Here is a 24047-nt window from a genome sequence, read left to right as displayed (position 1 = left end):
ACACAGATTTGAAGCACAGATTTTGGTCGCTGCGCGACGGGGAGATTAGATCAAAGTAGGCTCGTGTGGCCGTTTTTAACCACCGAGGGACACGGAGGTTTTCACAGAGGTACACAGAGGAGGGAGGTGCTTCGTAGTTTTAACCACAGATTAGCACGGATTTACACAGGTTTGAAGCACAGATTTTAATCGCTGCGCGACGGGGAGATTAGATCAAAGTAGGCTCGTGTGGCCGTTTTTAACCACAGAGGGGCACGGAGGTTTTCACAGAGGTACACAAAGGAGGGGGCTGCTTCGTAGTTTTAACCACAGATTAGCACGGATTTGCACAGATTTTGGTCACTGCGCGACGGGGAGTTCAGATCAAAGTAGGCTCGTGTGGCCGTTTTTAACCACCGAGGGACACGGAGGTTTTCACAGAGGTACACAGAAAAGGGAGGTAATTCTATAATTCTTACACCCTATCATTCTAATCCCCGGTAGAAAAGATTATCCCATAGCTGACGGCTCAACCATCCACCACCTCTAAGCGGCTAAAGCCGTCGCCCACCGGCTCCAGACGAATCTGGCAGTGGATGCGTTCGCGGAGTTGGGGAACGTGGGAGATGAGCCCGATGGTTTTGCCCTGAGCCTGGAGTTGTTCCAGGGTGGTCATGGCCTGATCGAGGGTTTTGCCGTCGAGAGTACCGAAGCCTTCATCAATGAACAGGGATTGCATCATGGAGCTGCCGCCGGCCAAATCAGACAGTCCCAGAGCGAGGGCCAGACTGATAAGGAAAGATTCTCCGCCGGAGAGGGTGTAGATCGTCCGCCGGTTATCGTTTTGGTACTGATCGATGATGACCATTTCGAGCTTTTCGGGGCCGCCGGCTTCCGGCGGCTCGTAAGCCATGCGATAGCGCGGGTTGATGCGCCTCAGGTGGTCGTTGCCTACTTCAATGAGTTGCTGCAGGGTAATGGCCTGGGCGTAGCTGCGAAACTTTTTCCCGTCGGCGGAGCCGATGAGGTCGTTCAGGCGCGCCCACCGATCGGCCTCTTTACGAATGCCCTCCAGACGAGCCTGCTGTTCGGCTACCGCCGCAATACGAGCATCATCCTGCTTGATTTGCAGCTCAATGGCACCGATCATTCGGTCGGCTTCACTAACGGCGAATTCCTGCTGCGCTTTTTCTTTATCCAGTGTCTCCCGGTCAGGGAGATCATGGGTTAGCTTGGCAGCCTCGGCCAGTTCAGCAATGAGAAGAGCATAGGCACTTTTGGCCGTCGCCCGTTCGGTCGTCAATTCGTTCAGGCGCGCACGCAGGTGCAGGGTTTCGTTTTCGGGAAGCAGGGTTTGACGGGCCTGATCGGAGGACAGGCCCTTTTCGGCGAGTCCGGCTGCAAGCCGCTCGCGCACCACTTTCAGCTCGGCCGTTTGCTTATCGCTCTGTTCCCGGATGACCGCCTGACGGGATACCAGAGCCGCCAATTCCGTTTTCCGCTCACTGGCCTGCTTTTCTGCGGAAGCCAGTGCAGCCATCAACTCCTCCTTTTTCTTCCGGGTAAGTTCCCGGCATTCTTCGGCGGTGCGGTCGCCTACTTCCGCCCTGATTTTCTCCCGTTTTCCGGCAGCCGCTTTTCGGGCTGCTTCCAGGGTACCGGTTACCGCCTTAAGCTCTGTCTCCAGCTCCCCTACCCTGGCTTTTACTGAGGCTGATTCCGTTTCCAGTGTAAGCAGTTTAGGCAGTTTTACCTGCAGACTCCGCAGCTTACTTTGCTCTTCGCTCTCGGCCTGTATTCGCTCGTTCAGGGTTTTGAGCTGCTCCGCTAAGGAGGCTACCGATGCGGCTTCCGTCTCTACCGTGCCAAGCTGGGTGCTCAGTTCACTGATCAATGCCTGGTGGCCATCCACCTGCCGGCGTAGGTCCGTCTCCGACCGGCGAGCCTTGTCCAGCGCCTCCCGGCGGGATGCCAATTCTGCCTGCGCACGTTTTTCGTCGGCCTGCGTCCGCTCAAGGGCGGAGTCGGTGACCGGCTCAAAGTTTTTAAGGCCCGGGTGTTCAATGGCACCACAAACCGGACATTCTTCGCCCGGCTTCAGGTTGTGTTTGTGTTCGCTGAGGGAAGCACTCAGGCGCAGGTTATTAACAACCAGCTGGCGATCTTTGAGGGCAAGCTCCGCCTCCGCCACGGCCTTCTCGGCAGTGGTCAAAGCCGACATGGACGCCTTTAACGAAGCGTTGGCCTTAATGGCCAGCGCCTCCTCTGCCGCCAGGCGATCCGCCGTCCGGCGGCGATTCAGGCGTAGTTCCAAAGCCTCCCGCTCCTTACCTGCAAGAGGAATGGAGCCCTCTAAAGCTTCCAGGCGCTCCCGGATTTTTTCTGGTTCCAGCCCGGCCAACTCCCTGCGGATGGCAACGATGGATTGCTCCAGTTCGGCTCCCTTGGCCCGCTGCTCGCCAAGACTTTGCTCCAGGCTTTTTTGCCGTTTCTGGTCCAGTTCCATGTCCTTCTGCAGAGAGGTAATTTCTCGCTCCAGTTCGGCTACTTTGGCAAACTTTTTTTCCCGGGCGGGCAGCTTCTCATAGTAGTCATTGAGTTTTTCCTGGGCGGAGGCAATGGCCTCCGTTGCTACCTTAAGCCCGCCGTCCAGTGTGGTATGCTCCAGTGCAATGGCGCTCAGATCTTCCGTTAGTTTAGCCAACGATTGAGCCAAACGCAGTTCGGCTTCCAGATCGGAGCGCAGGGCTTGCAGGGCATCGCTTTTAGCCAGCCGGTCACGATCCACGGAGGCCGAGGACCAGGCTTTTTCCAGTCGCTCGACCTCAGTTTTGGCCGTTGTCTCTTTTGCTTGCAGCGTTCCCAACTGCTCGTACAAAGCCAGCTGACCAACTACTTTAGCGACTGTTTTTTTCAAATTGTCCAGCTCGGCTTTTTGCCGGATCGCCTGTTCATTGAGCCGCTGCCGGTCTTCCGTATTCAGGGGCGGAGAGGATTCCAGTTCCTGGGTCGCCCGGTCGTGGGCTTCGCGGGCCAGTTTGGCGCGGGCAAAGGCAGCGATGCTGAGGTCCTTGTAAATCTCCGTTCCGGTGATTTTTTCCAGGATGGCGGCCTTGTCCCCCGGCTTACTTTTCAGGAATCGGGCAAAGTCACCCTGCGTAAGCATTACGCTCCGGACGAAGCGTTCGTAATCAAGGCCCACAGTTTTCACCGTCTGCTCATCAACCTCTTTTTTCTTGGTGGCCAGCAGGTCCCACTCTTCCGTTTTAGGGTTCCATTTATTGATTTCCCGGCGGCTGGCGGTCAGGTCTTTTTCGGGTTTCTTGTGGGCGCGCTGCCGGTGCCAGACGTTGCGGAAGCGGCCAGCGGAGGTTTCGTATTCCAGCTCCGCACGGCATTCACCTTCGCCATAACTCATGATGCTACCGCTACCGTCTTTGCGGTCTTTTTCATCTTTGTTCCGCTCGGTTTGGCCGTAGAGCGCCAGGGTGATGGCATCCAGGATGGTCGTCTTACCAGCGCCGGTGGGCCCCACGATGGCATAGAGTTGGTTACTCGCCAGTGGGTCCGTGGTGAAGTCGATCGTCTGCGTTCCCCGCAGCGAATTGAGGTTGGTGATGCCGATGCGCAGTATCCTCATTCGGCAGTCATTTCATCGTTCATCCAGTTACGCAGGGTGCGGAAATCGGATAGCAGGGCGGTGGTGGTTTCAGCATCGCCGCCTTCGGTGGCGAGGAGGCGGGTGAAGACGTCTTCGGGGTCAAGCTCGTTGAGCTGGCGGGTGTCTTGGGGCGTCCCGCAATCCTGCGGGACGGGGCTTTGCCTTTCCGTAGAGATCCGGACGATCTCTAGTGGGAGTCGGTCCCCTTCAGCATCGCTCACGGCGCGGACGGCGTCCAGCAGGGTCCGGCGAAGATTCGGGATACGCGTATCGGTTTGGATTTTCACCTCGACCCAGGGTTGCAGCGCTGGCTTTTCGGCGAGGTAGCGGGTGGCCAGGGTTTGCAGCTCCAGCAGGATGCTTTCCAGCGGGCCGTTTACCCGGTGAAGGTTGCGGGCGTAGGGAACCTCGAGCTTATGGCTGCTGACTTTCTCTCCGGCCTTACCCAGGTCTACGATTCGGACCGAGCGGGGCCGCTGCCCTTCCACGAAAGTGAGGGGGATGAGGCTACCGGAATAACGAACGTGATCTTTCTCTCCCACGCTCTGCGCCCGGTGCACGTGGCCCAGGGCCACGTAGTCGAAGCAGTCCGGGAAGTGACCGGCGTCGATGTTATGCTCGTCTGCCTGATAGATGTGGGACTTCTTATCCTCGGCGTCCGTTGCTCCGCTGGCGAAGAGGTGGCCGGTGGCTATGATGGGTTCGCCGGCCTGGCGCATAGCCTCGGCGGCGGCAGCTACTTCCTCGTAGTGCTGGCGAATGCCGGCGCGCATGGCCGTCAGGCGGTCTTCGGATTTTTCACCGAACTGTCCCTTGCGCAAGTCCCGTTCCCGCAGGTAAGGAACCGCAGCCACCAGCACGGAGGGGCTGTCTTTGCCGGGCATGGCTATTCGGAGAACTTCGCTTTGCACCTGCGCCCGCGCCGCCCCCACCACATGCAACTGAAGCGATTGCAGCAGTCCCCGGGGCGCATCCAGCATCGTCGCAGAGTCGTGGTTCCCTCCAATAATGACCGCCGCTTCGCAGCGCGTTTTGATCAGCTTACCCAGAAAATCGTAGTATAGCTCCCTCGCCTGATTTGCCGGATTAGTGACGTCAAAAATATCACCGGCAATGACCAGCAAGTCTACTCTTTCCTCCTCAATGGTCTGGAGTAACCACGCCAGCGCCGCCCGGTGTTCTTCGGTGCGGTCCCGCTCGTAGAGGCGGTGGCCAAGGTGCCAGTCTGCTGTATGGAGGATGCGCAAGGGGGGTATTTTGGTTCTTTGGTATTTTAGTTCTTTGGGCTACTGCATTTTGGAGGCGGAAAGGTACGCTTGTTGTTAGCAAATGCACTCAGCCGCCATTCACGAAGCGCTGGTGCTCGGTGTTTGTCGGGTAAAAAGCGGAGTAGTTCCCTAGCGGAATAGTCTTTTTATCCACTACTGACTTCGTGAACTCGTAGGTAACAGCCGTAAAGGTCCCTCCGTCTCCGACGGTGACCTTCAGCTCAATTTTGCGGTATTCATCCTCCGGAGCACCAGTGACGGATTCGTAGGCGTCCAGCATTTCCATCGTTTGTTCAGCCCGGGCTTCTTCCAGGCGATACAATTCTCCTTTCACTTTGCCTTCGCCACCAGCGACAAAGCCAGGGTATTGTCCCAGATCATACAATGTTCCGACTACCGTTCCTTTTCCAATTAAGGTGCCCCTTCGCCGCAAAAACTTGCTCATAGAAGAGGGAATATTGCTCATCAAAGTGCCGTAGACGAATAGATACATAATGAATGAAGGAATGGGAGAATGAAGGAATGGGAGAATGAGGGAATGGGAGAATGAGGGAATGGTGGGAATGAATGAAACTACTCCGCTGGCCTTTCGGTTGGCTTTATGGGAATCCAGATTTCTTCTTCAGCGTCAGGATCATCCATCCGGTAGCCTTTGGGTAAGACTTCAAAGTGAGGCCGATCATCGAGCAAATAGCCCGAGCCTGGAAGCCACTGACCGAAGATTTGACCGATTACCTTCCCGAAGGCGGATGCGGGACCCCGATGGAGAAACATGGCGTAAAGTCCGCCAGAAAAGTTGTAGCGGGCAAGGTCTCTTCCGTCAGCCGGGAACTCGTTTACCTCAACGGCGACCCATTTCGTGAAGGGAGTCATGGGGCTGAAAGTTGCCAGGTCCGTTCCGGCATCATAAATCCTGAGATCGATTACGCTTTCGTTGGTTCGGTTTTCGATTGTTTTCACCTTCGACATAAAACCCCGAAACATAGCTATCGTTTCGTTGGCAGACAAGGACATCCGGCGGGAATGACCTAGGAGTTTTTTGGGTGGGAGATGGATGATTCGGGAGGGGGGCATGGGAAGAGAAATTTTTCAGGAAAAGAATTGACTTCGCCGCAGAAGTGTTTGGGCTTACTTTACTTCAACCAACCCTTATCCGGAAGCAGCGAGCGGCCAGAAGCGACCTCAATCGCCCAAGCTAAGAACTATACCATTATTTGACCTTTCTCTTTTTATTCCTTCTTCTTTTCAAGTTCCATAGTTCCTGAAGTTGTCGCCATGGCACGCATGGGCAAACTATAACCAATGTTGATTTTTTCAGGGAAGCACGTTTTCAGCCCCACCATGTTTTCGTTGTAAGGATCTGTAACGTATGAAGCGTTTATTTCCTTTACAAGAGTTGAGAAATCCGTTCCTGCCGGTACTTGCGGCGAGAGAGCATTAAGCTCGCGTAACAGATCAGCGTATTCTTCGGCGCGTTCTTCAAAGACCGGAGCAATATCCAGTGCGATTCGCTGAACGGCTTCCGGAAAAGTATCTCTGAGAATCAATTCTCCGGCAGTCATTTTGTACAGCGTCGGGTTTTTAAAGATGGTCTCCGTAATGGGTTGGACCTCCGCCGAGGCGTAAATGTGGCTCCTGTGATTTGGTTTTGCGGGCAGAGGTAGTTTTTTAGAGGTTACGCGGAGCCTTTTACCATCTACGTCGGTATAAGTGAGCCGGCGATATTTACTTACCCGCTCCTTATAGGGTAAAAACTCGATGGCGATAAGGCTGTCGAGATTTAACTGTTCTTTATTTCGCTTCAGGTAGTCTACGTATTCCTGAGTCGGGTGAGCATAAAAAGTACGGGCTGCTGCTCCATAAATTTTATCCAGAATACTTTCTGGCTCTGGGCATCCGTAATAAGAAAAATATGCCTGAGTGGGCATTCCGTGGAGGCCCGCTACTTCCTCAGGGCCAAAAGGTTCTTCTGCCCGGAACCGGTAGGCCATCCCCGGGCCTTCAAGTGGTGTAAACTTCTGCCGCATCGTTTTGCCTAAAAACCTACCATAACTACTTACTCTGAAGTAAGCCTTGAAATAAGTCTCTTCGGGAACCACCTCCTTTTTCTCCCGATGATATATCCCCTGGTTAATTAACTGGCTGATCTCTTTTTTCGCATAGAAATCCAGTACTTCATCATAAATATCGTTCTTTGACTTCACGATGGCCAATTGGTAAACTTCACGGGCGTTGAGAAAGTCGCGGGGAATACGATAATTGATTTGTTTGCCACTGAACACGGCGCGGGTATACAGAACCTTGCCCGCTGCGCTCTTCCATCGAGCCCAGAGCATACCGGTACGGGAGGCCTCACTAAGTCCGGAGTTATAGTAGTTGCGCAGCACCACAGCGCCCATGACCCGGATATTTTCGTCGGGATAAAAGTTTGCTTGTTGGTTCTGGGGATAAGAGAAGAGTAAGTTCTTTGCCGGAATTGCCCCTCCCGCCGTTACGGATTCCTGATAAACAGGCATTGGGCCCCGAAAACTAAAATCCCGGATAGCTTCTTCAACTTTGTTTATGGATTTATAAATTCTGCCACCACCACTGCGCGACAGGCTGTACTCACTAACCCCTTCCTGCCACATATGAAAGAAAAGAGCCCCTCGTATAAGTTCCCGGTGAATTAATTCTGACCGTTTTTTTTCATTTTCGAGAAGGCTCAATGTTTTGCTTCCGTAGGTCGAATAGATTTCTTTTTGCCCGATTTTAATCGACAGTTCCCTGATCCGAGCGTATAGATTCTCCCAGCGCATATGTCGCTTTCGGGATAACTCCCATTTTTTCATAAGCCTCACGAGCTTTGCCGTCATCTCACTACCATACTGTGCCTCATAGACTGCCGGTACACTATACCCTAAGGCAAACCGGGAAAACCCGTCCCCACCAAGTAATTGCTGTCCTGCTGCCATGCTTTCCTCTTCCAGGCGTCGGTAATGTACAATCGAATCGTGAGCAACAGATTGTGCTGCTCTCAGGTCTGGTGCCAGGTAATCCGCCATTAGTGATGTTGTTCTAGCATCCTGACCGGAGGTAGGCACGCAAATAGCCGTGAGCACAAATAAAAATAGAATACGCATAAACGTTATTTAGGAACGGCAGGCTTTTCAAGCCAAACGAGTGGAACCTCATTTTGAGGAGAAGGGATTACATAAGGTGCGAGTACTGATTCATCTATACCAGCTTTCAGTTTTGTCACCAAGCAATACGAATATTGAGAATTGTTTTTCTTTACCACCGCTTCACCTACGGTTTCCTGCCGTAATACAGCTTCTCCGTTAACCATAATGTTCGATTCACGGATAAGGCGCAATTTGGTTCCCCCAGGGTAAGCAGCTCCTTTGCCCCCGGCAATCCAGACATGATTAGCTCCCTTACTGTTATAAAACCGGAGCATAGGAATCGCGGGAGAAATCGTTTTTAATAAAAATCGCTTTGTTGCATTATTCACGCCTCTCCGCACATACCCCAGGCAGTTTATCCGCATGAAGTGTTTCTGCATCTCGACAAATGGCTTTTTTATCTTGGAGGGGGTTCCCTTTACGATAAAGCGCTTACTATCCAGTATTTCTGAGGAAGCAATGTCAACCACCTTTAGTTCGAAGGCGGTCTGAATGGTCAGGGAATAATCCCACGGTCTGCTGTATACGACTTCGGGAACGGCAATAGAGTCCCATATTTCTGTGTACTCGATCAAGGTAAACTCCACCGCTACGGCAGCTCCTTTCAGTACCGTAGCTATGTATGGGTCATCCTTTAGCCTGGAGGCTTCTTGTCTTTCCTTCTGAATCGCATCATATTCTTCCCGTTCTACCTGATGATAAAGCGCACTACTATTACTGATAGTAGCAAGGATGGAAGCAAAAATGACCCGCTCTCCGTAGGTCTCGCGGGTATCCGGTACAAGTACGACGTTAACTGGTGCGAGAGTCTGAGCAGCTAAACAACTGTTGAATAATGTCAGAAAAGCAATAAACAGCAGATTGGCTGGTCTCATAATTGACATACAGAGGGGGAATTTCATCCGTTGGAGGAAAAATGGTGAGATAGCAATCACAATAAGGTGTGGTCGGGAAAAATATAAATTTTCATCCCCAAACCCAAGGCTTTTTCAGCTCGGGCACGCCCGGAAATAAATCGATAGTAGGGTTTGCCCAAAGCTGCCTTCTCTGGGAAATACCTCGCGCTTCCAAGATTGATGAAATCGTAAACCGGACCAATTGGAGTATTGATAGTACCGCGCAAGGCAACTACATCGACAAGTTTTTGCAAATCCTTGTTTGCCGCTCCCCGCCACTTCGTAATGAAGCCTTTATCTTTTCCTTCCAGGCTCCACTCTTCTACCGGTTCGATATTATAAAAAAACCGCGCAAGTTGCTTTTTCAGGAGTTCCCTTCCGTGTTCCACCATCGAAAACTTGTAGAGGTCCATTCCCGGGTATTTGCTCGCTTTAAGCTTTTTAGAATGCTCAAAAAAGCGTTTAGAATCACACTGGATTCGTATAACTTTTTCCACCTGCGAAGTAGCAATATTTATAATGGAGACTTGAAAACTCAGGAAGCGCAGGACTTCATTACCACGTGAATTTTTGACAATTACGCCACCTTCAACGTAACTCCGTATCATATAATGCCGGCTTTCAAGGTAGCGGCGCATCCACGGAGTTGATCTTGCTCCAAATTTGTACCGGGCAATCTCCATTGGAGTAAATACTTTACCTACTCCAGGTGTTTCGCGTACTGTGTTACTGATAAAAGCATTAAATTGTTCTTCGAATTCCCACGGCACCGATTCAGCCCCCGTTGATGGCATCACGGCAACATTAGCCTGAAATGGTCGCCCCCGAATGTCCAACTCAAGATTCAGGTTTTGAGCTAAGCAGGAAAAGGCAACTCCCGTTACCAGGAATATAATCACCCCAAATCTATTCAAAGAGCTTTGCATATATTTCACTTTCTTCCTTTAACTGCAATCGAATGGCATCGCTGCCTTTCAACACTTCGCCATTGAGAAAATTTTTATTCTCGATTTCTTTTACCACCAGTTCTCCAATTACCGTTGGGTAGTCGACCTCCTGATCCCCAACCCGTTTTTTCGTAATGGTATAAATGGAAAGCCGGGTTCCTGGCTTAACGCTACGGGTGTCTTTTGAATACACCAGCAAGTGAGCCTTTCTTCCATCTGATGGTAGCAACTCAATCACTTGAAGCGGCGCGGACGCAGGTGCCTTGTATTGTTTAAAGCAGCTTTCCAGGTTAGCGGTAAGCTCTCCCCATACTACTAAAGGCAGATCGTTATCGGAGTTGGTTTTCGTCGGGTAATTACTCGTACACAGAATTTCACCATTAGTGATATCAACAACCTGTAACCGAAGATCAGCGTCTAACTCATTATACTTAAAACGTACCAACAGGCTTGCGCCTGCCATCTTGCCTTGTTCAACGACCTCACCATCAATAAAGCCTTCGTTTTTTTGCCGCTCCTGTTCATCTATAATACCCGCAAAATTCGCCCGCTCCACGAGGCGAAGCGCTTTGTTTTTCGTTAGCTGACGAGAGACAAAGTCTTCAATCTCTTCGGCTAAATCTTCGAAATAAGGATCAAAATGTTCAATGGGCTCCACCGAAACATTTACACGTTGGGCATGGAGCGTTTGAGTGAAGAACAGGCACAATAGTGCGCCCCCCAGTCTAATAATTGTTGTAAGCATATTCAAGCACTAAATTGGAAATGATCCTGCGGCGTACGGCCGGGGAAATGTTACGACTTCGATGGGCAGTATTATACCATTCCAAGCTACTGCGGGGGCCCTCCTTCGTCATGAGTTCGTCCAAAAGAGCCTCGGCCTGATCAGCACATTCTAAAGTAGGATCTACCCTTGCCAGCAGTTGTGCAGCGCGCCGCATGTTCCCAGCCACCACCTCCGCTTTCGCGCGGATGATCATCTGGCGACAATCAGCCGCCTGCTGCTGGGTATATATGCTGCTCACCAGGCTCTCCATTTCAACGGAGCATTTATCACCGTCAGAAAGCTGGGTATACACCGCCAGTACCTCCGTTTGATGCCCTGTATCATTGAGTTTCTTTAGACGAGACACTAAGTCATCACACGCAGGTAATAGCGCTTGATGCTTACGGATTACGCTCTGAAGTTTTTCCCGGGAGAGATAGGTCTTGCAGATTTTTTTCAGTGCATTGGTGGTCGCTTCCTGATCATTTCCCCCATTGCCACTCACTGTACCCGTAATTAATTCCCCAACCGGTAAGTCGAGCACATAATCTGTAAAGGACAATGAAAATTCATACTTAGTAATGGACACTTTAGCCATGCCGCTAATCCGTTGGCTGGACGCGGGAAACAATTGTAACCGACAACCGAGAGAGCCATACGTATTTGCCGCAAGCACCTGGTCTATCTGCGCTTGCAACTCGCTACGTAACCTTAGATCGTTGACCAGGCCGGTTGCATCCTTAGTAGCGCTAAGCACGACTACCGAGGTAGATTGTGCCAACAGGCTAATGCCTCCCAGCATAAAGCAACCCAATAGTAAAAAAAAACGCATGAGTCTTAATTAATGGTGAGAAAAATGCGATTACCCTGAACATCCCGGGTTATCTCCAGTCCTAATTCGCTGAAATCCTTACGAAACTGGCTGGCTAGCCGTGACACCCGAAAATTGCGGCCTTTGTCGTCCCGGAGCGGGACTTTAAAAGCATCTACAATCATTTTGGTAGCGGTAATACCCTGAAGGTGATAGTAGTTGCCGAAAGAATTATCATAAAGCCAGTCTTCGATGACGTCGGAAAGCAAGTCTTCGTCAACCCCAACCTCGGAATCCATATCGTATTCGGAGGCTTGAGAGAAGCCGATATTCATCGTTATCGTACGGCCATTAGCGACAATATCGTCAAACTTGAGTTGGATCGTATTCAGCAGTTCCTCGACGTTATCCCCGAGAGCTCGGGTAGTTAGTTTTGCATAGTCTTCCGAATAGAACTTGGGAGATGTACCAACTTTGTTAGCCAGTGATTCGCTGGAATACGCGTCATAAGCGGATAAGACCACTGCGACAGAGTTACCGGAGCTGCTCCGGTTTTTCTGTACTTCCACTTCCACGAAAATGTCGGCACCTGAAAGCTCGATCACCATTTGCTTAAGAGAAGTGACGTTGTCAGATTCCATAACCTGATCGTTGCCCAATTGATTGAGTTTTGACCGAAAGTCAATAGTGCTATACCCCCGGTCGTCAAAGCCCTCTTTTACTTTAGACACAGCAATGCGTAGTGCTTCATTCTTTTCTAAAGCAGTGCGTAACTGCTCATCTTCTTTAGCAAACGGTATTACCATAATGGTCGGCTGAACCGTTTGAGTATTTTCCTGTGCTGCAAGGCTTACTCCCCACAGCATTATCAGGAAGATAGAAAACAATCTCATAATCAATATTTTAAAGGCCAAATTTTCTTAGTGCTCCTGCACCTTCCAGGTACCGCCGCAGTGAGGGAACGTTGATGGCCAGCCTTACCTTTACGTTAGGGTCGGTTTTTCTCGCCCGGCGGCTAAAATTTCCTCTACGTTGATCCACTAAAAATTCGAGGTAGGTTTTGTCAGCAAAAAACTGCTCGAAAAAATCCGTTTTTCCCGCGTAAACCTGATGAGCGTTTGCACCAAGTAGTGGCAAATATTGACTTGATCCCGGAATTCCGGACTTCAGTAATACTTTGAAAGATTTGACGGTAGCGTCCTCAAAGGCGACAGCCTTTTTTTTACCGTATCCATTAGCTTCAAGAACGATAATTCCTTTTTCCGGACTTGAAACATATCGAACCTCTCCAGTAGAGGATTGAGCGCAAACAATTGCCCCAAAACACAAGCAGGTAACGAAAATCAGGGATCTAAACAATTTCATATCTTTAAGTTAACAGGGTTGCAAACTTAACCAAAACATGGTAGAAGTATCGGTCTCACTCTTTGACATCACCTAATGGAGTAAATAATCAGAGCTGAAAAACACTGAAATAAGTCCACTAATTGGGGAGTGCAGCCTCTGACAATATTTGATAATGCCCAACCTGCTCAACGTTTTTCCTCTCCTATCCGGTCATGCACCTTCTGCTTTAATCACCGCTATAAACCGATCCCCAAAGCGGTGGAGCTTCCGCTCCCCTACTCCGCTGATGCGGCCCATTTCAGCGTCGGTGACCGGGCGTTGATCCACCATTTCGTGGAGGGTGGCATCATTGAAAACGAGGTAAGGTGGGATGCCGAACTCCCGGGCAAGATCTTTGCGGACCTGTCGTAGTTTATCGAAGAGGCTCATATTCTCCCGTTTGGTTTCGGCAAACTTTCGGGTCTTCGCGCCCGCCGCTTCGCGGCGTTTTTTAATGGTGGTCATCTTCACCAACTCCACGGTTTCTTTCTCGAAGAGGACCCGGCGGGCGGCGGGGGTCAGCTTCACCTTATTATAGTCTTCGTGAGCGACGTAGAGATAGCCCAGGCTGATGAGTTGGTTGAAGTATTGGTTCCAGTCGAAGGCGGAGATGTCTCGTCCGGCGCCGTAGGTTTTCACCTGATCGTAGCCACGACTGCGGAGGTCGGCGCGGGCGGAGCCGCGCAGCACATCAATGGCCATACCGGCACCAACACTTTCCTTCAGGCGGGCAACGGCGCTGAGCGCCTTTTGCGCCAGGATGGTTCCGTCAAATCGTTCAGGAGGGTTAGCACATACATCGCAGTTCCCGCAGTCTTCGGCGTGGTCTTCGCTGAAGTAGTTAAGTAAAATCCGCCGGCGGCAGGCCATGCTTTCGGCGTATTCCTTCATGCGGTCGAGCTTGGCGACCTGCAACTCGGAGTTGGGGTTACCACTGATCATGTCCTTCAGCGTCAGGTAATCATTGTAGGAGTAGAAGAGCAGCGTATCGGCTTTGGCGCCATCGCGACCGGCCCGACCAATTTCCTGGTAGTAGTTTTCCAGGTTTTTAGGCAAAGTGTAGTGGATGACCCAGCGGACGTTGCTTTTATCGATACCCATGCCAAAGGCGATGGTAGCGCAGACGATGAGGGTCTTGTCGTTGATAAAATCTGACTGCACTTCCGCCCGGCGAGCTGCTGGCAGCCCAGCGTGATAGGCTTCGGCATTGTAACCAGCTGCCCGCAGGTTATCGGCCATTTTTTCGGTCTGTTTGCGGCTCAGGCAGTAAACGATGCCTGCTTCATTGGGGCGCTCACGGAGGAAGTTGATGATCTGCTCGCGGCGCTTCAGGCCGGGACGGACGGCGAGGCTGAGGTTTGGCCGGTTGAAGGAAGAGATGTGCTGCTCAGCAGAAGGGATGCCTAATTGTTCGGCCATATCCTTGCGCGTGAGGCGGTCAGCAGTAGCCGTAAGCGCCAGCACGGGCGTTTCGGGGAAGGCCGTCTTCAGGCCCTTCAGGCGGGTATATTCCGGACGGAAGTCATGGCCCCAGGCAGAGATACAGTGAGCTTCGTCGATGGCGAAGAGGCAGATCTTCCGGCGTTTCAGGAAGGTAAAAAAGCCTTGAGAAAGCAGTTTTTCGGGAGAAACGTAGAGCAGGTGCAGCTCTCCGCTTTCATAGGCCGTTTCCACGGCAAGACTTTCGGTACCTGTCTGACTGGAGTTGAGGTAGGCCGCCCGGATACCAACGGCCCGGAGTCCGTCTACCTGATCTTTCATCAGAGAGATGAGGGGGCTGACAACCACTACCGTTCCGGTCATCGTTACGGCAGGAATCTGGAAGCACATCGATTTGCCGCCACCGGTAGGCATCAGAACGATGCCGTCTTCCCCGCGAAACACTCCCTCGATGATCTTGAGCTGCAACGGACGGAAGTCGTCGTAGCCAAAATATTTCTTCAGGGCAGACTTTGCCAGTTCCTGGGTCATAAAAGTTTGTATCAACTGCTGTTGCCGCAAATATGGTTAAAAAGGACAAACTAATTACTATTTGTTTAAAATTAATCCAGGCCAAAGCATCAGCAACAACAACTCACTTTCAGGCACTACGGGGTCAGTTTTGCGGCTTATTGATTGGTCGGGCTACGGGAATAACCTAGTTTATACCACTATTGGTCAAATCAGTATATCCTTGCCGGTTTCTTTGCTCGAAGACGGTTTTGATTGGCTACTTTCATTCAGATCAAAAGACAGATACTCTTCTTCTTTTTTACTATTTTGCCTTCCATATCCTAGACATGCCAACCATTCTACTATCTGATTTCGGCCTTTTTGTTGGTCGCTTCCACCCCATTCTGGTTCACTTACCCATTGGCTTTCTGCTGTTAGCGGTTTTAATGGAATTCTGGCCGGGAGATAAGTTGCGGCCCGCCATCCGGATCAGCTGGGTGGCAGGCGCAGCAGCAGCCGTAGCGGCTGCCGGATGCGGCTGGTTGTTAGCTAATGAGAGTGGTGGCGGAGACACGCTCTGGTGGCACCGTTGGCTGGGTATCAGCGTAGCCATCTTAGCGGTGAGTGGTGTTTTCCTGACCCGGAAAGGAGGGAAGACCGCCAAATATTTTGGCGTTTTGGTGGCAGGGCTTCTGGGCTTAGCCGGCCATCAGGGCGGGAACCTTACGCACGGGGAGACCTACCTGTTTGAGCATGCTCCGGTGGCCATTCAAAAAATTGCCGGTCATGCGCCGGACAGTTCTGCCGTAAAAGACTGGACTCGGGTTAACACTGACAGCATAAACCTTTACGCCAGTTTCCTTCAGCCAGCGCTCAATAAATCCTGTGTTCGCTGCCACAACGCTGGCAAGCAAAACGGTGATCTTCGGATGGACGAGCCCCACTTCATTTTTCGGGGCGGAGACGGTGGCCCGGCGGTGAAAGCGGGAAGTCCGATGGCCAGTAGCTGGATGAAACGAATAACCCTGCCCAAAGAGAACGTGAAGAGCATGCCTCCGCAGGGAGATGGCTTTGATTATGCAACGATAGCACTACTACGATACTGGATTGAGCAGGGAGCAGATACACTTGCTGTACTGGACCCAAGAGACACACCGGAAGAAATTAAAGAGCTATTACTGCGTGATTACGGCCTCGACTTGCGTCCACGGCTCTTCGTAGAGACCCTCCATGCACCTGCGGTGAGCGCCCAAAACCTGGACAAACTGCGAGAACTTCACTGGTCCGTTAGCCCGCTTAACCCTGCTGGCCCTGCCCTCGAGGCAAAGCCAACGCCCGGCAAGCAACTCGAACCTTCAGCCCTGATGAAATTAGCGGAGATAGCCCCCGAACAGATCAGCTATCTCAGTCTGGACCGCTTACCCTTTGACGACGCTCAGCTGGAGCCACTGGCCCGCTTCCCCAACCTGAACCGCCTTCGCCTCAACGGCACCGCTGTAAGCCCTAAGACGGTAGAGCGCCTTAAGGGACTTCGGCATCTGGAATCGCTCAATTTGTACGGTACGGAGGTAGATGATCGTATTTTCGAGCACCTGGCCAGCTATCCGGCACTCAAGCGCCTTTATCTGTGGCAAACAAAAGTCAGCCCGGATGCCGTCAGGGCATTTTCTGAGGCTCACCCTGACGTTTCCATCGATACTGGCTTCACCTTTACCAAAGGAGATAACGAAACAAATACTAAATAACCATGCCGGACAACCGTCGTCAATTTTTAAAAAAAGCCGGTCTTGCGGGCCTGGCCACTGCTTCAGTCCCGCTAACGGCTCTGTCAGCCTGTGCAAAAAAGACACAGCTCATTGACGATAGAAACATAGTTGGGCACGGAGACTTTCGTTATAAAGTGGACAAAAACTGGGGCAATTTAGACCCTCGCACTCAGCCCGTACAGCATTGTCACGAGATGGTTATGGACAGTAGAGGCCGGCTGGTTTGCTCAACGGTAAGTGACAAATTCGACGTCATTGTGTACAGCAAAGACGGCAAAATGCTGGACTCGTTCAAGCTTGGCCTGACCGAGCCGCACGGATTCACGAAAGCTGGCCAGGGAGAAGACCAGACCTTTTGGCTGACGGACAGCGCCGACGGTCGCGTTGTCAACATTGATCTGGACGGCAGGCTCATCCGGGAACTCAGTGTTCCGGCTGATCAAATTCCGAAAGGTTCGGTCTTTAAGCCAACGGAAACGACCGTTGCGTCTAATGGAGACATTTATGTAGCAGACGGATATGGCACCAATAAAATTTTCCATTTTGACGTCAAGGGTCAGCTAAAGAATGTCTTCGGCGGTAAAGATCACTTTGGTTGTTGCCACGGTATTGTGGTGGATGACCGGCGGGGAACGCCGGAGTTGTTGATCACTAACCGCTCCGCAGCAGAATTCCAACGCTGGTCAATGAACGGCAAGCATTTGTCTACCCGAAAACTGCCCGGTCTGGAAATCTGCCGTCCCGTCATTTCCGGGTTCTATACCTATTTTGCGGTCATCGTTACCAAAAGCTGGTGGAATTATGATGGCATGGTAGCCGTGTTGGACAAAGACTTTAACGTTGTCTCTCTTCCCGGGGGCTCCGCCCCGACGGACCAAAGCAATTTTAAGGATGTAGTGTACGATAACCAGACCTTCCTTAACCCACACGACGTGTGCCCCGATGAGGATGGAAACCTCTTCGTGCCACAGTGGTATAGTGGACGGACCTATCCGGTGCGACTGAAAAGGGTCTAAGTAGTTGGTGCGGGAGTGGAATTAGCAGAAGAATTGTCTTCATCGAACAAGCCGTAAATTAGTATGTTTGCAAAGTAAGGAAAGTCAGTACCGACTTCCTCCAATCACAAAAAACCACCCAGCATGAAGTTTTTCATCGATACCGCCAACCTAAACGACATCGCCGAAGCGGAAGCTCTTGGCATTCTTGACGGCGTAACCACGAACCCTAGCCTGATGGCTAAGGAAAAAATCAGCGGAGATAAAGCTGTACTAGCCCACTACAAGAAAATCTGTGACATCACGGATGGTGACGTAAGCGCCGAAGTAATCAGCACCGACTTTGAGGGAATGAAGCGGGAAGCCAGTGAGTTGGTCAAGATTGCAGACAATATCGTCGTTAAGATCCCAATGATCCGTGATGGTGTAAAAGCACTCGCCTGGGCCCGTTCGCAGGGAATCAAGACCAACTGTACGCTCGTATTCAGTGCCGGACAGGCCATCCTGGCCGCCAAAGCCGGTGCTACCTACGTTAGCCCCTTCATTGGTCGCATTGATGATATTGGCTGGGAAGGCATGACCCTCATTGAGGACATTGCTGAGATCTACGCGATTCAGGATTTCGACACTGAAATTCTCGCCGCCTCCATCCGTTCAGGTAAGCACATCATCCAGGCAGCTAAAGCAGGTGCAGATGTAGTTACCTGTGGCCTCAAAGCTTTCGACAGCTTGTTTAATCACCCGCTGACGGACAACGGACTGGCTAAATTCCTGGCCGATCACGCTAAGGCAGCACAAGGATAAGTAAGTGTTTAAAAGTAGTGTGTCCCGTATTTAAGGGCTTAGGCCGCGCTCATTTTTGATGGTCTTAATCTGGGTTAACCGCCGCAGGTAGCCACGAAGCGAAATCCAGGCCTGTGCTACAAAGCTCTGGGAGCTGGCCCGCTAAAAAGCGTTGCGCCTCCAGCCTTACAAACATAACACCCTACTTATAAAAGCTATTTAATACCACGACCCAGTGGTTCAACAGCGATCAGCGGACAATATCTGCGCCATATGGCAGCAGGTGTTATCTGCTGATCGCTTTTTCATTTAAGAACCAAAAATTGTCCTGTAGCTTTTCTTATTCTCCAATTTCCGCGCCTTGCCAGGAAAAATCAGGACTTCAGAGCGGCCAGTTCAGAGCACGAAGTACTGCGCAGCAAAAAGTTTAAACGGGTTCTGAGGAAGAGAATAACCGTAAGTGGAAACGGATGAAAAAAAAACTTCCCATTTCCCCAAAACTACCCTAATATTGTACGGTAGTATTGGATGACATACTCACCATTACCCCCTATAATTTTTTCCACCAACCGTGCCAGCAGGCACCCTCTCCCTTTCCCATGTCCAAGCCACGCGTTATTAAGAACTACGAGAAGCTCGATGAAGCAGTTCTGGAGCAGATCAAACTCAGCTACCCCGAAGGTTTCTCTGGCAACCTCATTCGATTTACCGATGTTGACGGGCGGCTAACCAGTGCCCTGCCCTTCGAGACCGAGGAAAAATATTACCTCATCCGGATGACCAAGACCGAAGCCATACAAATCATCGATGAAGACGACGACTACGATGATGATGGTAACTTGCTGGACGACGTCCGGGATGAATATGCGGACAAGTACGACGATGACGACGACGATATTGAAGCTGCCGACATTGACCCTGACGAGCTGGCGGACGATGACGACGACTAATGCTTCTACTCATCTCCGGCTCCCCGTCTGCCGAAAGCGCTAACTCCCGCTTTCTGCGTGCCATCGGCCAGATGTCCGGGCGGACTATTTGCGCAGCGGACTACCTGGCCGACCTTCCCGTCTTCCAGCCGGGCAGAGATAAAGCTCCCTGGCCGCCAACCGTCCTTCGCTGGCGGAAGGAACTGGCGGCGGCCGAGGCCGTCATCTTCAGCACCCCCGCCTACCTCCACAACCTGCCCGGCGTTTTGAAAAACGCGCTGGACTGGTTGGCTTCCTCTGGCGAGCTGGACCAGAAACCTGCGCTGGTGTTCACCTTCACACCATCTTCACCAAGAGGCGAGCGGGCGCGGCAATCCCTTCTCTGGTCATTGGAAGCCCTGAACACAAGAGTAGTGGCCGAGGCAGCGCTTTACCAAAACGACGTATCCTTCACGGAGAATGGCGATATTGCAGCGGGGGATAGCCGGGAAATGCTGGTAGAGGCGTTGGGCTTGTTGCCTTAACAACCCGATCACCCAATGGACTTCATTTCTCCGCTACGCTCCGTGATGAATACCTTCGTGGTTCGTTAGGAACGCCAACCCCTTACTCCTTTCTTCCTTTCAACTTTACTCCACTTATCAAGCTTCAATTCTCCCCCCTCTACCCCATCGTTTTTTTCCTGGCGCTTATGGCCTTAGGGTTAGGGGTTCTTGACGATTACGGCATCAGTTGGGATGAGTCCATCCAGCGCAGACACGGCCGTGTGTCGATTGATTACGCGGCGGAAAAGCTCGGCATTGATGACTATGAGAAGCTGGAGCCCGAGTGGGATCTGGAAGACTACCAGTGGTCTAACTACGGCATGATTTACCAGATCACGGCCAACTTACTGGAGCAAAAACTCGGCTATGAAGACGACCCTTACCATTATTACAAGCTAAGGCACTACCTCGCCTTTGGTCTTTTCTGGCTGGCCTGCCTCTATTTTTACCGAACGCTGCGGCTACGATTTCCGGATAAGGCCTGGTACCCCCTGATCGGTACGCTGGCCCTGGTACTCAGTCCACGCATATTCGCCAATGGCTTTTATAACCCTAAAGATCATATTCTGCTGGTGTTTTACGTCATCAGCACTTTCACCATGCTACGGTTCCTGAAAGAACGCAGCTGGCGCAACCTGATCTTTCACGCCTTTGCCACGGGGCTGGCGCTCAACACCCGGCTTCCGGCCTTAATCGTGCCACTGACGACTTGTCTGATTCTGGGTTGGGAGATGTTGCGGGATCGTTCGGAAATCCGTGCAAACCTGAAATGGATCGCGGTTTACCTGCCCCTTTCCGTTGCCTTTATGGTGCCCTTCTTCCCTTATTTATGGGAGGATACTTTTAGCCGTTTGATCGGCGCCTTCAGCGAAATGTCTGCTTTTGACTGGGACAGTACCGTATGGTTATTCGGAAACCGCATCAGCGCGCTGGATGTGCCCTGGTATTACATCCCCGCCTGGATTATCATCACGACACCCATCATTTTTCTGCTCTTCATTTTTTCGGGGGTCTTTGCGACGGGGAAGCATATGCTGTCCAGCCTCCGCGACTTCCGCTGGTGGAGCAGCAAAGAGGAATTGCTCGACTTCTCACAGCTGGGGCTGGCCGTGGGACCGATATTAGTGGTCATTCTGCTGGGTTCAACGCTCTACAATGGTTGGAGGCATCTGCATTTTGTTTTCCCTTCCTTCGTCTTTCTGTTGATGGTGGGGTATGATTACGGTCAGCGGAATTGGGCGCGGCCGCAGGTGCAAAGCTGGATTTTAGGAGCAGGGCTGGTCTTAACCGCCGTACAGATGGCGCGTTACCACCCGCATCAGTACGTTTACTTCAATGCCGCCATTCAGGGTGAGCCACTTAACGTCCGCTTTGACATGGATTACTGGGGTGTTGGCTTCCGGGATGCTTTCCTTCAGTTGGCTGACCAGATTCCTGAAGGAGAAACCCGTGCCATCAAGTGTGAGGTTTGGCCCTGTAAAGACAACTACAAATCCCTTCCTCCGGAAGCGAAGGCCAAACTGACCATTGCCACCGCCTGGCATAAGGCGGATTACCTGGCGACGAACTTCATCTGGCCCAACACCCGCTACGACGTTCGGGACCGGAAGGAACACTTTGCCTTTCCGGTGGTGGAAGTCCGGCCGGCCGGAGATCTCATCGTTGGCATCTATGACCTTCGGGCGGCTAAAGCTGCCGCCGCTCCTGCCCCAAAAGGGACCGAATAAAAAAGCAGCGAATAGTTAGAGAATAATTCGTGACAATTTTACTGTTCTAACGTCAGAAGAATGGATGCAACGTCCGAGTGGAGTTTTAGCCAGTCCTACCATTAAGACTTCTAAACTCTCATTATGGTCCGTTAGCCACCCAATTTAAACTTTCAAAAAAGCAACTCTTATGTTAGATTCTATCATGGACATGGCCAAGGGCCAACTCCTTTCCACCATCACCGAAAAGACCGGCCTCGACATGGGTCAGGCGGAGCAGGCGCTTCCGCTGGCTCAGGAATCCATCACCGAAGGCATCACGGGTGCCATCAGCGGTGGTAACGTAGACGGTATTCTGGGTATGCTCACCAGCGCTGTTGGCGGTGGCGGCGGTGGTCTCGTGGAGAACATGGTATATAAAGGCATTGCTGGCAACTTCATCAGCAAAATCACTTCTACCCTCGGCGTTGGCGAAGGTATGGCCAGCACGCTCTCCGGCGTTGCACTGCCCATGATTATGGAAAAAATCGGTGGCGCTACGCAAGCGGCTGGTGACACGGACGGCATCGATCAGGATTCCGTTATGAGTGCTCTTGGCCTTGATGCCGGCAGCCTCCTCAGTGGTCTGGCTGGTGGCGGAGCTGCCGGTGACCTGCTTGGCAAAGCCGCCGGCATGCTCGGTGGTGCTGCTGACGCTGGTAAAGGCGCTGGTGAAGGACTACTCGGCAAAGCTGCCGATATGCTCGGCGACGCAACCGATGCAGGTAAGGACGCCGGTGGCGGACTGCTCGGTAAGCTCGGCGGTATGTTCAAAAAATAAACTGCCTGCTGTGGCCTAAAGCCGCAACAAAAAGTACCGAAGACGGCTTCTCCATTGCGGAGGAGCCGTCTTTTTTTGTTCCTTGCTCCTCCTAAACCAAACTAGCACCTGCGCTCCGGCGCCCCAAAGGCTGCCCTTAGCTGGTGTATAAAAGTCGAATCATGCTTAAAAAAATTACCCTCTTCCTTTTGATCGGACTATCCACCACCCTCTCCGCTCAATTCATTTATGGTGACCCGCTGCCTGACGCTCCTGCCTTGTCAGCACGCGGAGAGCACGCCGTTGGTGTTCGTACCATTACCATCACCAATCCCGATCAGCCCAACGTAGCCGCTGGTGCGAAAGAAGGAACATTCACTTCTTACGATCGTGATCTGAAAGTGGAAATCTGGTACCCCGCCGATGCTGACCTTAATGCCACCATCGAATACCCTGAGGTAATGGGCCAGAGCCCAGACACCACCCGCCCCATCATACCTTTCACCTTTTTGGGCCGTGCCACCCGGGATGCAAAACCCAAAAAAGGGACATCTCCCTACCCGCTCGTCATCATCTCCCACGGCTATACCGGCTCGCGCTACCTGATGACTTACCTGACGGAGAACCTGGCCTCCAAAGGTTACGTAGTGGCCGCCATTGAGCATAAGGAGTCCACCTTTACGGATGCCGGTCCCTTCCCCGCAACGCTCTACTTCCGGCCCATTGACATCGTCTTCACCCTTGATCAAATCGACGCCCGGAGTAAAGCGGGTTCCGACAGCTTTCTGTCCGGTCTGGCGGACGCTTCCAATACCGCCATCGTTGGCTATTCCATGGGGGGCTACGGCGTACTTAACGTTGGCGGAGCGGGCTACAACCCCCAGTTCGCCGCCTTCTTCGCCGCTCAGAACGGCGGCAACACCGCCATCAGCCGCCACATCATGGGCGACCCCGCCTATAAGGGCGGAACGGACGACCGGATCAAAGCCGTCGTTGCGCTGGCGCCCTGGGGAAAGACCTTTCAGGTATGGAATGATGAAGGACTGGCCAACCTTAAAAAGCCGACCTTCTTCATTGCCGGTAGCCAGGATGACATCTCCGGCTACGAAAATGGTATCAAGGCCATTTACGAGGGAGCCGTCAACACGGAGCGCTACCTGCTCACTTACGAAGGGGCCCGCCACAACGTTGCGCCTAACCCCGCCCCACCCGAAGCACTCGCCCCCGGCCTGCACATCGATGAATTTCTGCGCTACGCGGATTCCGTTTGGGATACCCGCCGGATGAACAACGTCAATCAACACTTCATCACTGCCTTCCTGGGGCTCAAGCTGATGGGCAAGACTGAATACAGCAAATACCTGAACCTGCCGGAAGTAGCCGCCGAGAAAGGCTGGGAAGGCTTTAAGCCGCGGACGGCGGTGGGGCTGACGTTGGAGAAGTAGTCTGGTAGTCGGTAGTCGGGTAGTAGCTACCGCAAGGGAAAGGGCACGCTGCTGCGCAGCTGGAGGGTAGGGAGTATGGTAGTCGGTAGTCGGTAGTGTGGTAGTAGCTACCGCAAGGGAAAGGGCACGCTGCTGCGCAGCTGGAGAGAAGGTAGTATGGTAGTCGGTAGTGTGGTAGAAGCTACCGCAAGGGAAAGGGCACGCTGCTGCGCAGCTGGAGGGAAGGTAGTATGGTAGTCGGTAGTCGGTAGTGTGGTAGTAGCTGCCGC

Annotated in this window: 20 protein-coding genes; 8 read left to right on the top strand and 12 right to left on the bottom strand. The window is 52.1% G+C overall.

Going from position 1 to position 24047, the window contains the following annotated elements; all coding sequences use genetic code 11:
* Positions 1-508: 508 nt before the first annotated feature.
* The 12 genes from BM123_RS05250 to recQ form a co-directional block, all read right to left on the bottom strand.
* Positions 509-3619, bottom strand: a complete 3111-nt coding sequence (locus BM123_RS05250; RefSeq protein WP_090166017.1) for an AAA family ATPase — start codon at positions 3617-3619, stop codon at positions 509-511.
* Positions 3616-4887 (bottom strand): exonuclease SbcCD subunit D C-terminal domain-containing protein, encoded by a 1272-nt coding sequence (locus BM123_RS05245; protein ID WP_090166015.1) that lies wholly within the window; start codon positions 4885-4887, stop codon positions 3616-3618. The genes BM123_RS05250 and BM123_RS05245 overlap by 4 nt, the downstream gene beginning before the upstream one ends.
* 88 nt (positions 4888-4975) lie before the next feature.
* On the bottom strand, positions 4976-5401 hold the full coding sequence (locus BM123_RS05240; protein ID WP_090166013.1) for a gamma-glutamylcyclotransferase family protein: 426 nt from the start codon (positions 5399-5401) through the stop codon (positions 4976-4978).
* A gap of 80 nt (positions 5402-5481) precedes the next feature.
* Positions 5482-5982 carry a GyrI-like domain-containing protein gene (locus tag BM123_RS05235; protein WP_090166011.1) on the bottom strand — a complete coding sequence of 167 codons (501 nt, stop codon included), beginning with the start codon at positions 5980-5982 and terminating at the stop codon, positions 5482-5484.
* Between the two features lie 155 nt (positions 5983-6137).
* Positions 6138-8030 carry a MotA/TolQ/ExbB proton channel family protein gene (locus BM123_RS05230; RefSeq protein ID WP_139211772.1) on the bottom strand — a complete coding sequence of 631 codons (1893 nt, stop codon included), beginning with the start codon at positions 8028-8030 and terminating at the stop codon, positions 6138-6140.
* A gap of 5 nt (positions 8031-8035) precedes the next feature.
* Complete coding sequence (locus BM123_RS05225) at positions 8036-8974, bottom strand: hypothetical protein (protein ID WP_139211771.1); 939 nt, start codon at positions 8972-8974, stop codon at positions 8036-8038.
* Between the two features lie 29 nt (positions 8975-9003).
* A complete protein-coding gene (locus BM123_RS05220) occupies positions 9004-9894 on the bottom strand; it encodes a hypothetical protein (RefSeq protein WP_090166006.1) in 891 nt (296 codons plus the stop codon).
* The gene (locus BM123_RS05215) at positions 9875-10666 is read right to left on the bottom strand and encodes a hypothetical protein (RefSeq protein ID WP_139211770.1); all 792 of its coding nucleotides are present in this window, start codon (positions 10664-10666) and stop codon (positions 9875-9877) included. Before BM123_RS05215 ends, BM123_RS05220 begins: the two co-directional genes overlap by 20 nt.
* Positions 10641-11513, bottom strand: a complete 873-nt coding sequence (locus BM123_RS05210; RefSeq protein ID WP_090166002.1) for a hypothetical protein — start codon at positions 11511-11513, stop codon at positions 10641-10643. The genes BM123_RS05215 and BM123_RS05210 overlap by 26 nt, the downstream gene beginning before the upstream one ends.
* A 5-nt stretch (positions 11514-11518) precedes the next feature.
* Positions 11519-12385 carry a DUF6175 family protein gene (locus BM123_RS05205; protein WP_139211769.1) on the bottom strand — a complete coding sequence of 289 codons (867 nt, stop codon included), beginning with the start codon at positions 12383-12385 and terminating at the stop codon, positions 11519-11521.
* A 10-nt stretch (positions 12386-12395) separates the two neighbouring features.
* Complete coding sequence (locus BM123_RS05200; protein WP_090165998.1) at positions 12396-12857, bottom strand: hypothetical protein; 462 nt, start codon at positions 12855-12857, stop codon at positions 12396-12398.
* A gap of 192 nt (positions 12858-13049) precedes the next feature.
* Complete coding sequence (gene recQ / locus BM123_RS05195; protein WP_245748433.1) at positions 13050-14849, bottom strand: DNA helicase RecQ; 1800 nt, start codon at positions 14847-14849, stop codon at positions 13050-13052.
* A gap of 308 nt (positions 14850-15157) precedes the next feature.
* Between recQ and BM123_RS05190 the strand changes: the two genes are divergently transcribed.
* From BM123_RS05190 to BM123_RS05155, 8 genes are all read left to right on the top strand, one after another.
* On the top strand, positions 15158-16555 hold the full coding sequence (locus BM123_RS05190; protein ID WP_139211768.1) for a c-type cytochrome domain-containing protein: 1398 nt from the start codon (positions 15158-15160) through the stop codon (positions 16553-16555).
* Positions 16556-16557: 2 nt separating this feature from the next.
* Entirely contained in the window at positions 16558-17592 is a 1035-nt protein-coding gene (locus BM123_RS05185) for an NHL repeat-containing protein (protein WP_217642101.1), read from the top strand.
* A gap of 123 nt (positions 17593-17715) precedes the next feature.
* A complete protein-coding gene (fsa, locus tag BM123_RS05180; RefSeq protein WP_090165993.1) occupies positions 17716-18375 on the top strand; it encodes a fructose-6-phosphate aldolase in 660 nt (219 codons plus the stop codon).
* 578 nt (positions 18376-18953) lie between these two features.
* Positions 18954-19304: a hypothetical protein gene (locus tag BM123_RS05175; protein ID WP_090165991.1), complete on the top strand. Its 351-nt coding sequence runs from the start codon at positions 18954-18956 to the stop codon at positions 19302-19304.
* The gene (locus BM123_RS05170; RefSeq protein WP_090165989.1) at positions 19304-19807 is read left to right on the top strand and encodes an NADPH-dependent FMN reductase; all 504 of its coding nucleotides are present in this window, start codon (positions 19304-19306) and stop codon (positions 19805-19807) included. Before BM123_RS05175 ends, BM123_RS05170 begins: the two co-directional genes overlap by 1 nt.
* A gap of 167 nt (positions 19808-19974) precedes the next feature.
* Positions 19975-21555: an ArnT family glycosyltransferase gene (locus BM123_RS05165; RefSeq protein ID WP_090165987.1), complete on the top strand. Its 1581-nt coding sequence runs from the start codon at positions 19975-19977 to the stop codon at positions 21553-21555.
* A gap of 169 nt (positions 21556-21724) precedes the next feature.
* Positions 21725-22354, top strand: coding sequence for a hypothetical protein (locus tag BM123_RS05160; protein ID WP_090165985.1), 630 nt, complete (start codon positions 21725-21727; stop codon positions 22352-22354).
* A gap of 161 nt (positions 22355-22515) precedes the next feature.
* Positions 22516-23778, top strand: coding sequence for an alpha/beta hydrolase family protein (locus BM123_RS05155; RefSeq protein ID WP_090165983.1), 1263 nt, complete (start codon positions 22516-22518; stop codon positions 23776-23778).
* Positions 23779-24047: the final 269 nt, after the last annotated feature.

The organism is Neolewinella agarilytica (genome assembly GCF_900110645.1).
GTDB classification, from domain to species: domain Bacteria; phylum Bacteroidota; class Bacteroidia; order Chitinophagales; family Saprospiraceae; genus Neolewinella; species Neolewinella agarilytica.
Note: the sequence above shows the minus strand (reverse complement) of the source record. Positions and strands in the feature narration are given on the sequence as shown.

Coding starts and splice junctions, on each gene's coding strand:
- BM123_RS05250 (WP_090166017.1), bottom strand. CDS start 3,619: ATGAGGATACTGCGCATCGGCATCACCAACCTCAATTCGCTGCGGGGA.
- BM123_RS05240 (WP_090166013.1), bottom strand. CDS start 5,401: ATGTATCTATTCGTCTACGGCACTTTGATGAGCAATATTCCCTCTTCT.
- BM123_RS05235 (WP_090166011.1), bottom strand. CDS start 5,982: ATGCCCCCCTCCCGAATCATCCATCTCCCACCCAAAAAACTCCTAGGT.
- BM123_RS05230 (WP_139211772.1), bottom strand. CDS start 8,030: ATGCGTATTCTATTTTTATTTGTGCTCACGGCTATTTGCGTGCCTACC.
- BM123_RS05225 (WP_139211771.1), bottom strand. CDS start 8,974: ATGAAATTCCCCCTCTGTATGTCAATTATGAGACCAGCCAATCTGCTG.
- BM123_RS05220 (WP_090166006.1), bottom strand. CDS start 9,894: ATGCAAAGCTCTTTGAATAGATTTGGGGTGATTATATTCCTGGTAACG.
- BM123_RS05210 (WP_090166002.1), bottom strand. CDS start 11,513: ATGCGTTTTTTTTTACTATTGGGTTGCTTTATGCTGGGAGGCATTAGC.
- BM123_RS05205 (WP_139211769.1), bottom strand. CDS start 12,385: ATGAGATTGTTTTCTATCTTCCTGATAATGCTGTGGGGAGTAAGCCTT.
- BM123_RS05200 (WP_090165998.1), bottom strand. CDS start 12,857: ATGAAATTGTTTAGATCCCTGATTTTCGTTACCTGCTTGTGTTTTGGG.
- recQ (WP_245748433.1), bottom strand. CDS start 14,849: ATGACCCAGGAACTGGCAAAGTCTGCCCTGAAGAAATATTTTGGCTAC.
- BM123_RS05190 (WP_139211768.1), top strand. CDS start 15,158: ATGCCAACCATTCTACTATCTGATTTCGGCCTTTTTGTTGGTCGCTTC.
- BM123_RS05185 (WP_217642101.1), top strand. CDS start 16,558: ATGCCGGACAACCGTCGTCAATTTTTAAAAAAAGCCGGTCTTGCGGGC.
- fsa (WP_090165993.1), top strand. CDS start 17,716: ATGAAGTTTTTCATCGATACCGCCAACCTAAACGACATCGCCGAAGCG.
- BM123_RS05175 (WP_090165991.1), top strand. CDS start 18,954: ATGTCCAAGCCACGCGTTATTAAGAACTACGAGAAGCTCGATGAAGCA.
- BM123_RS05170 (WP_090165989.1), top strand. CDS start 19,304: ATGCTTCTACTCATCTCCGGCTCCCCGTCTGCCGAAAGCGCTAACTCC.
- BM123_RS05165 (WP_090165987.1), top strand. CDS start 19,975: ATGGCCTTAGGGTTAGGGGTTCTTGACGATTACGGCATCAGTTGGGAT.
- BM123_RS05160 (WP_090165985.1), top strand. CDS start 21,725: ATGTTAGATTCTATCATGGACATGGCCAAGGGCCAACTCCTTTCCACC.
- BM123_RS05155 (WP_090165983.1), top strand. CDS start 22,516: ATGCTTAAAAAAATTACCCTCTTCCTTTTGATCGGACTATCCACCACC.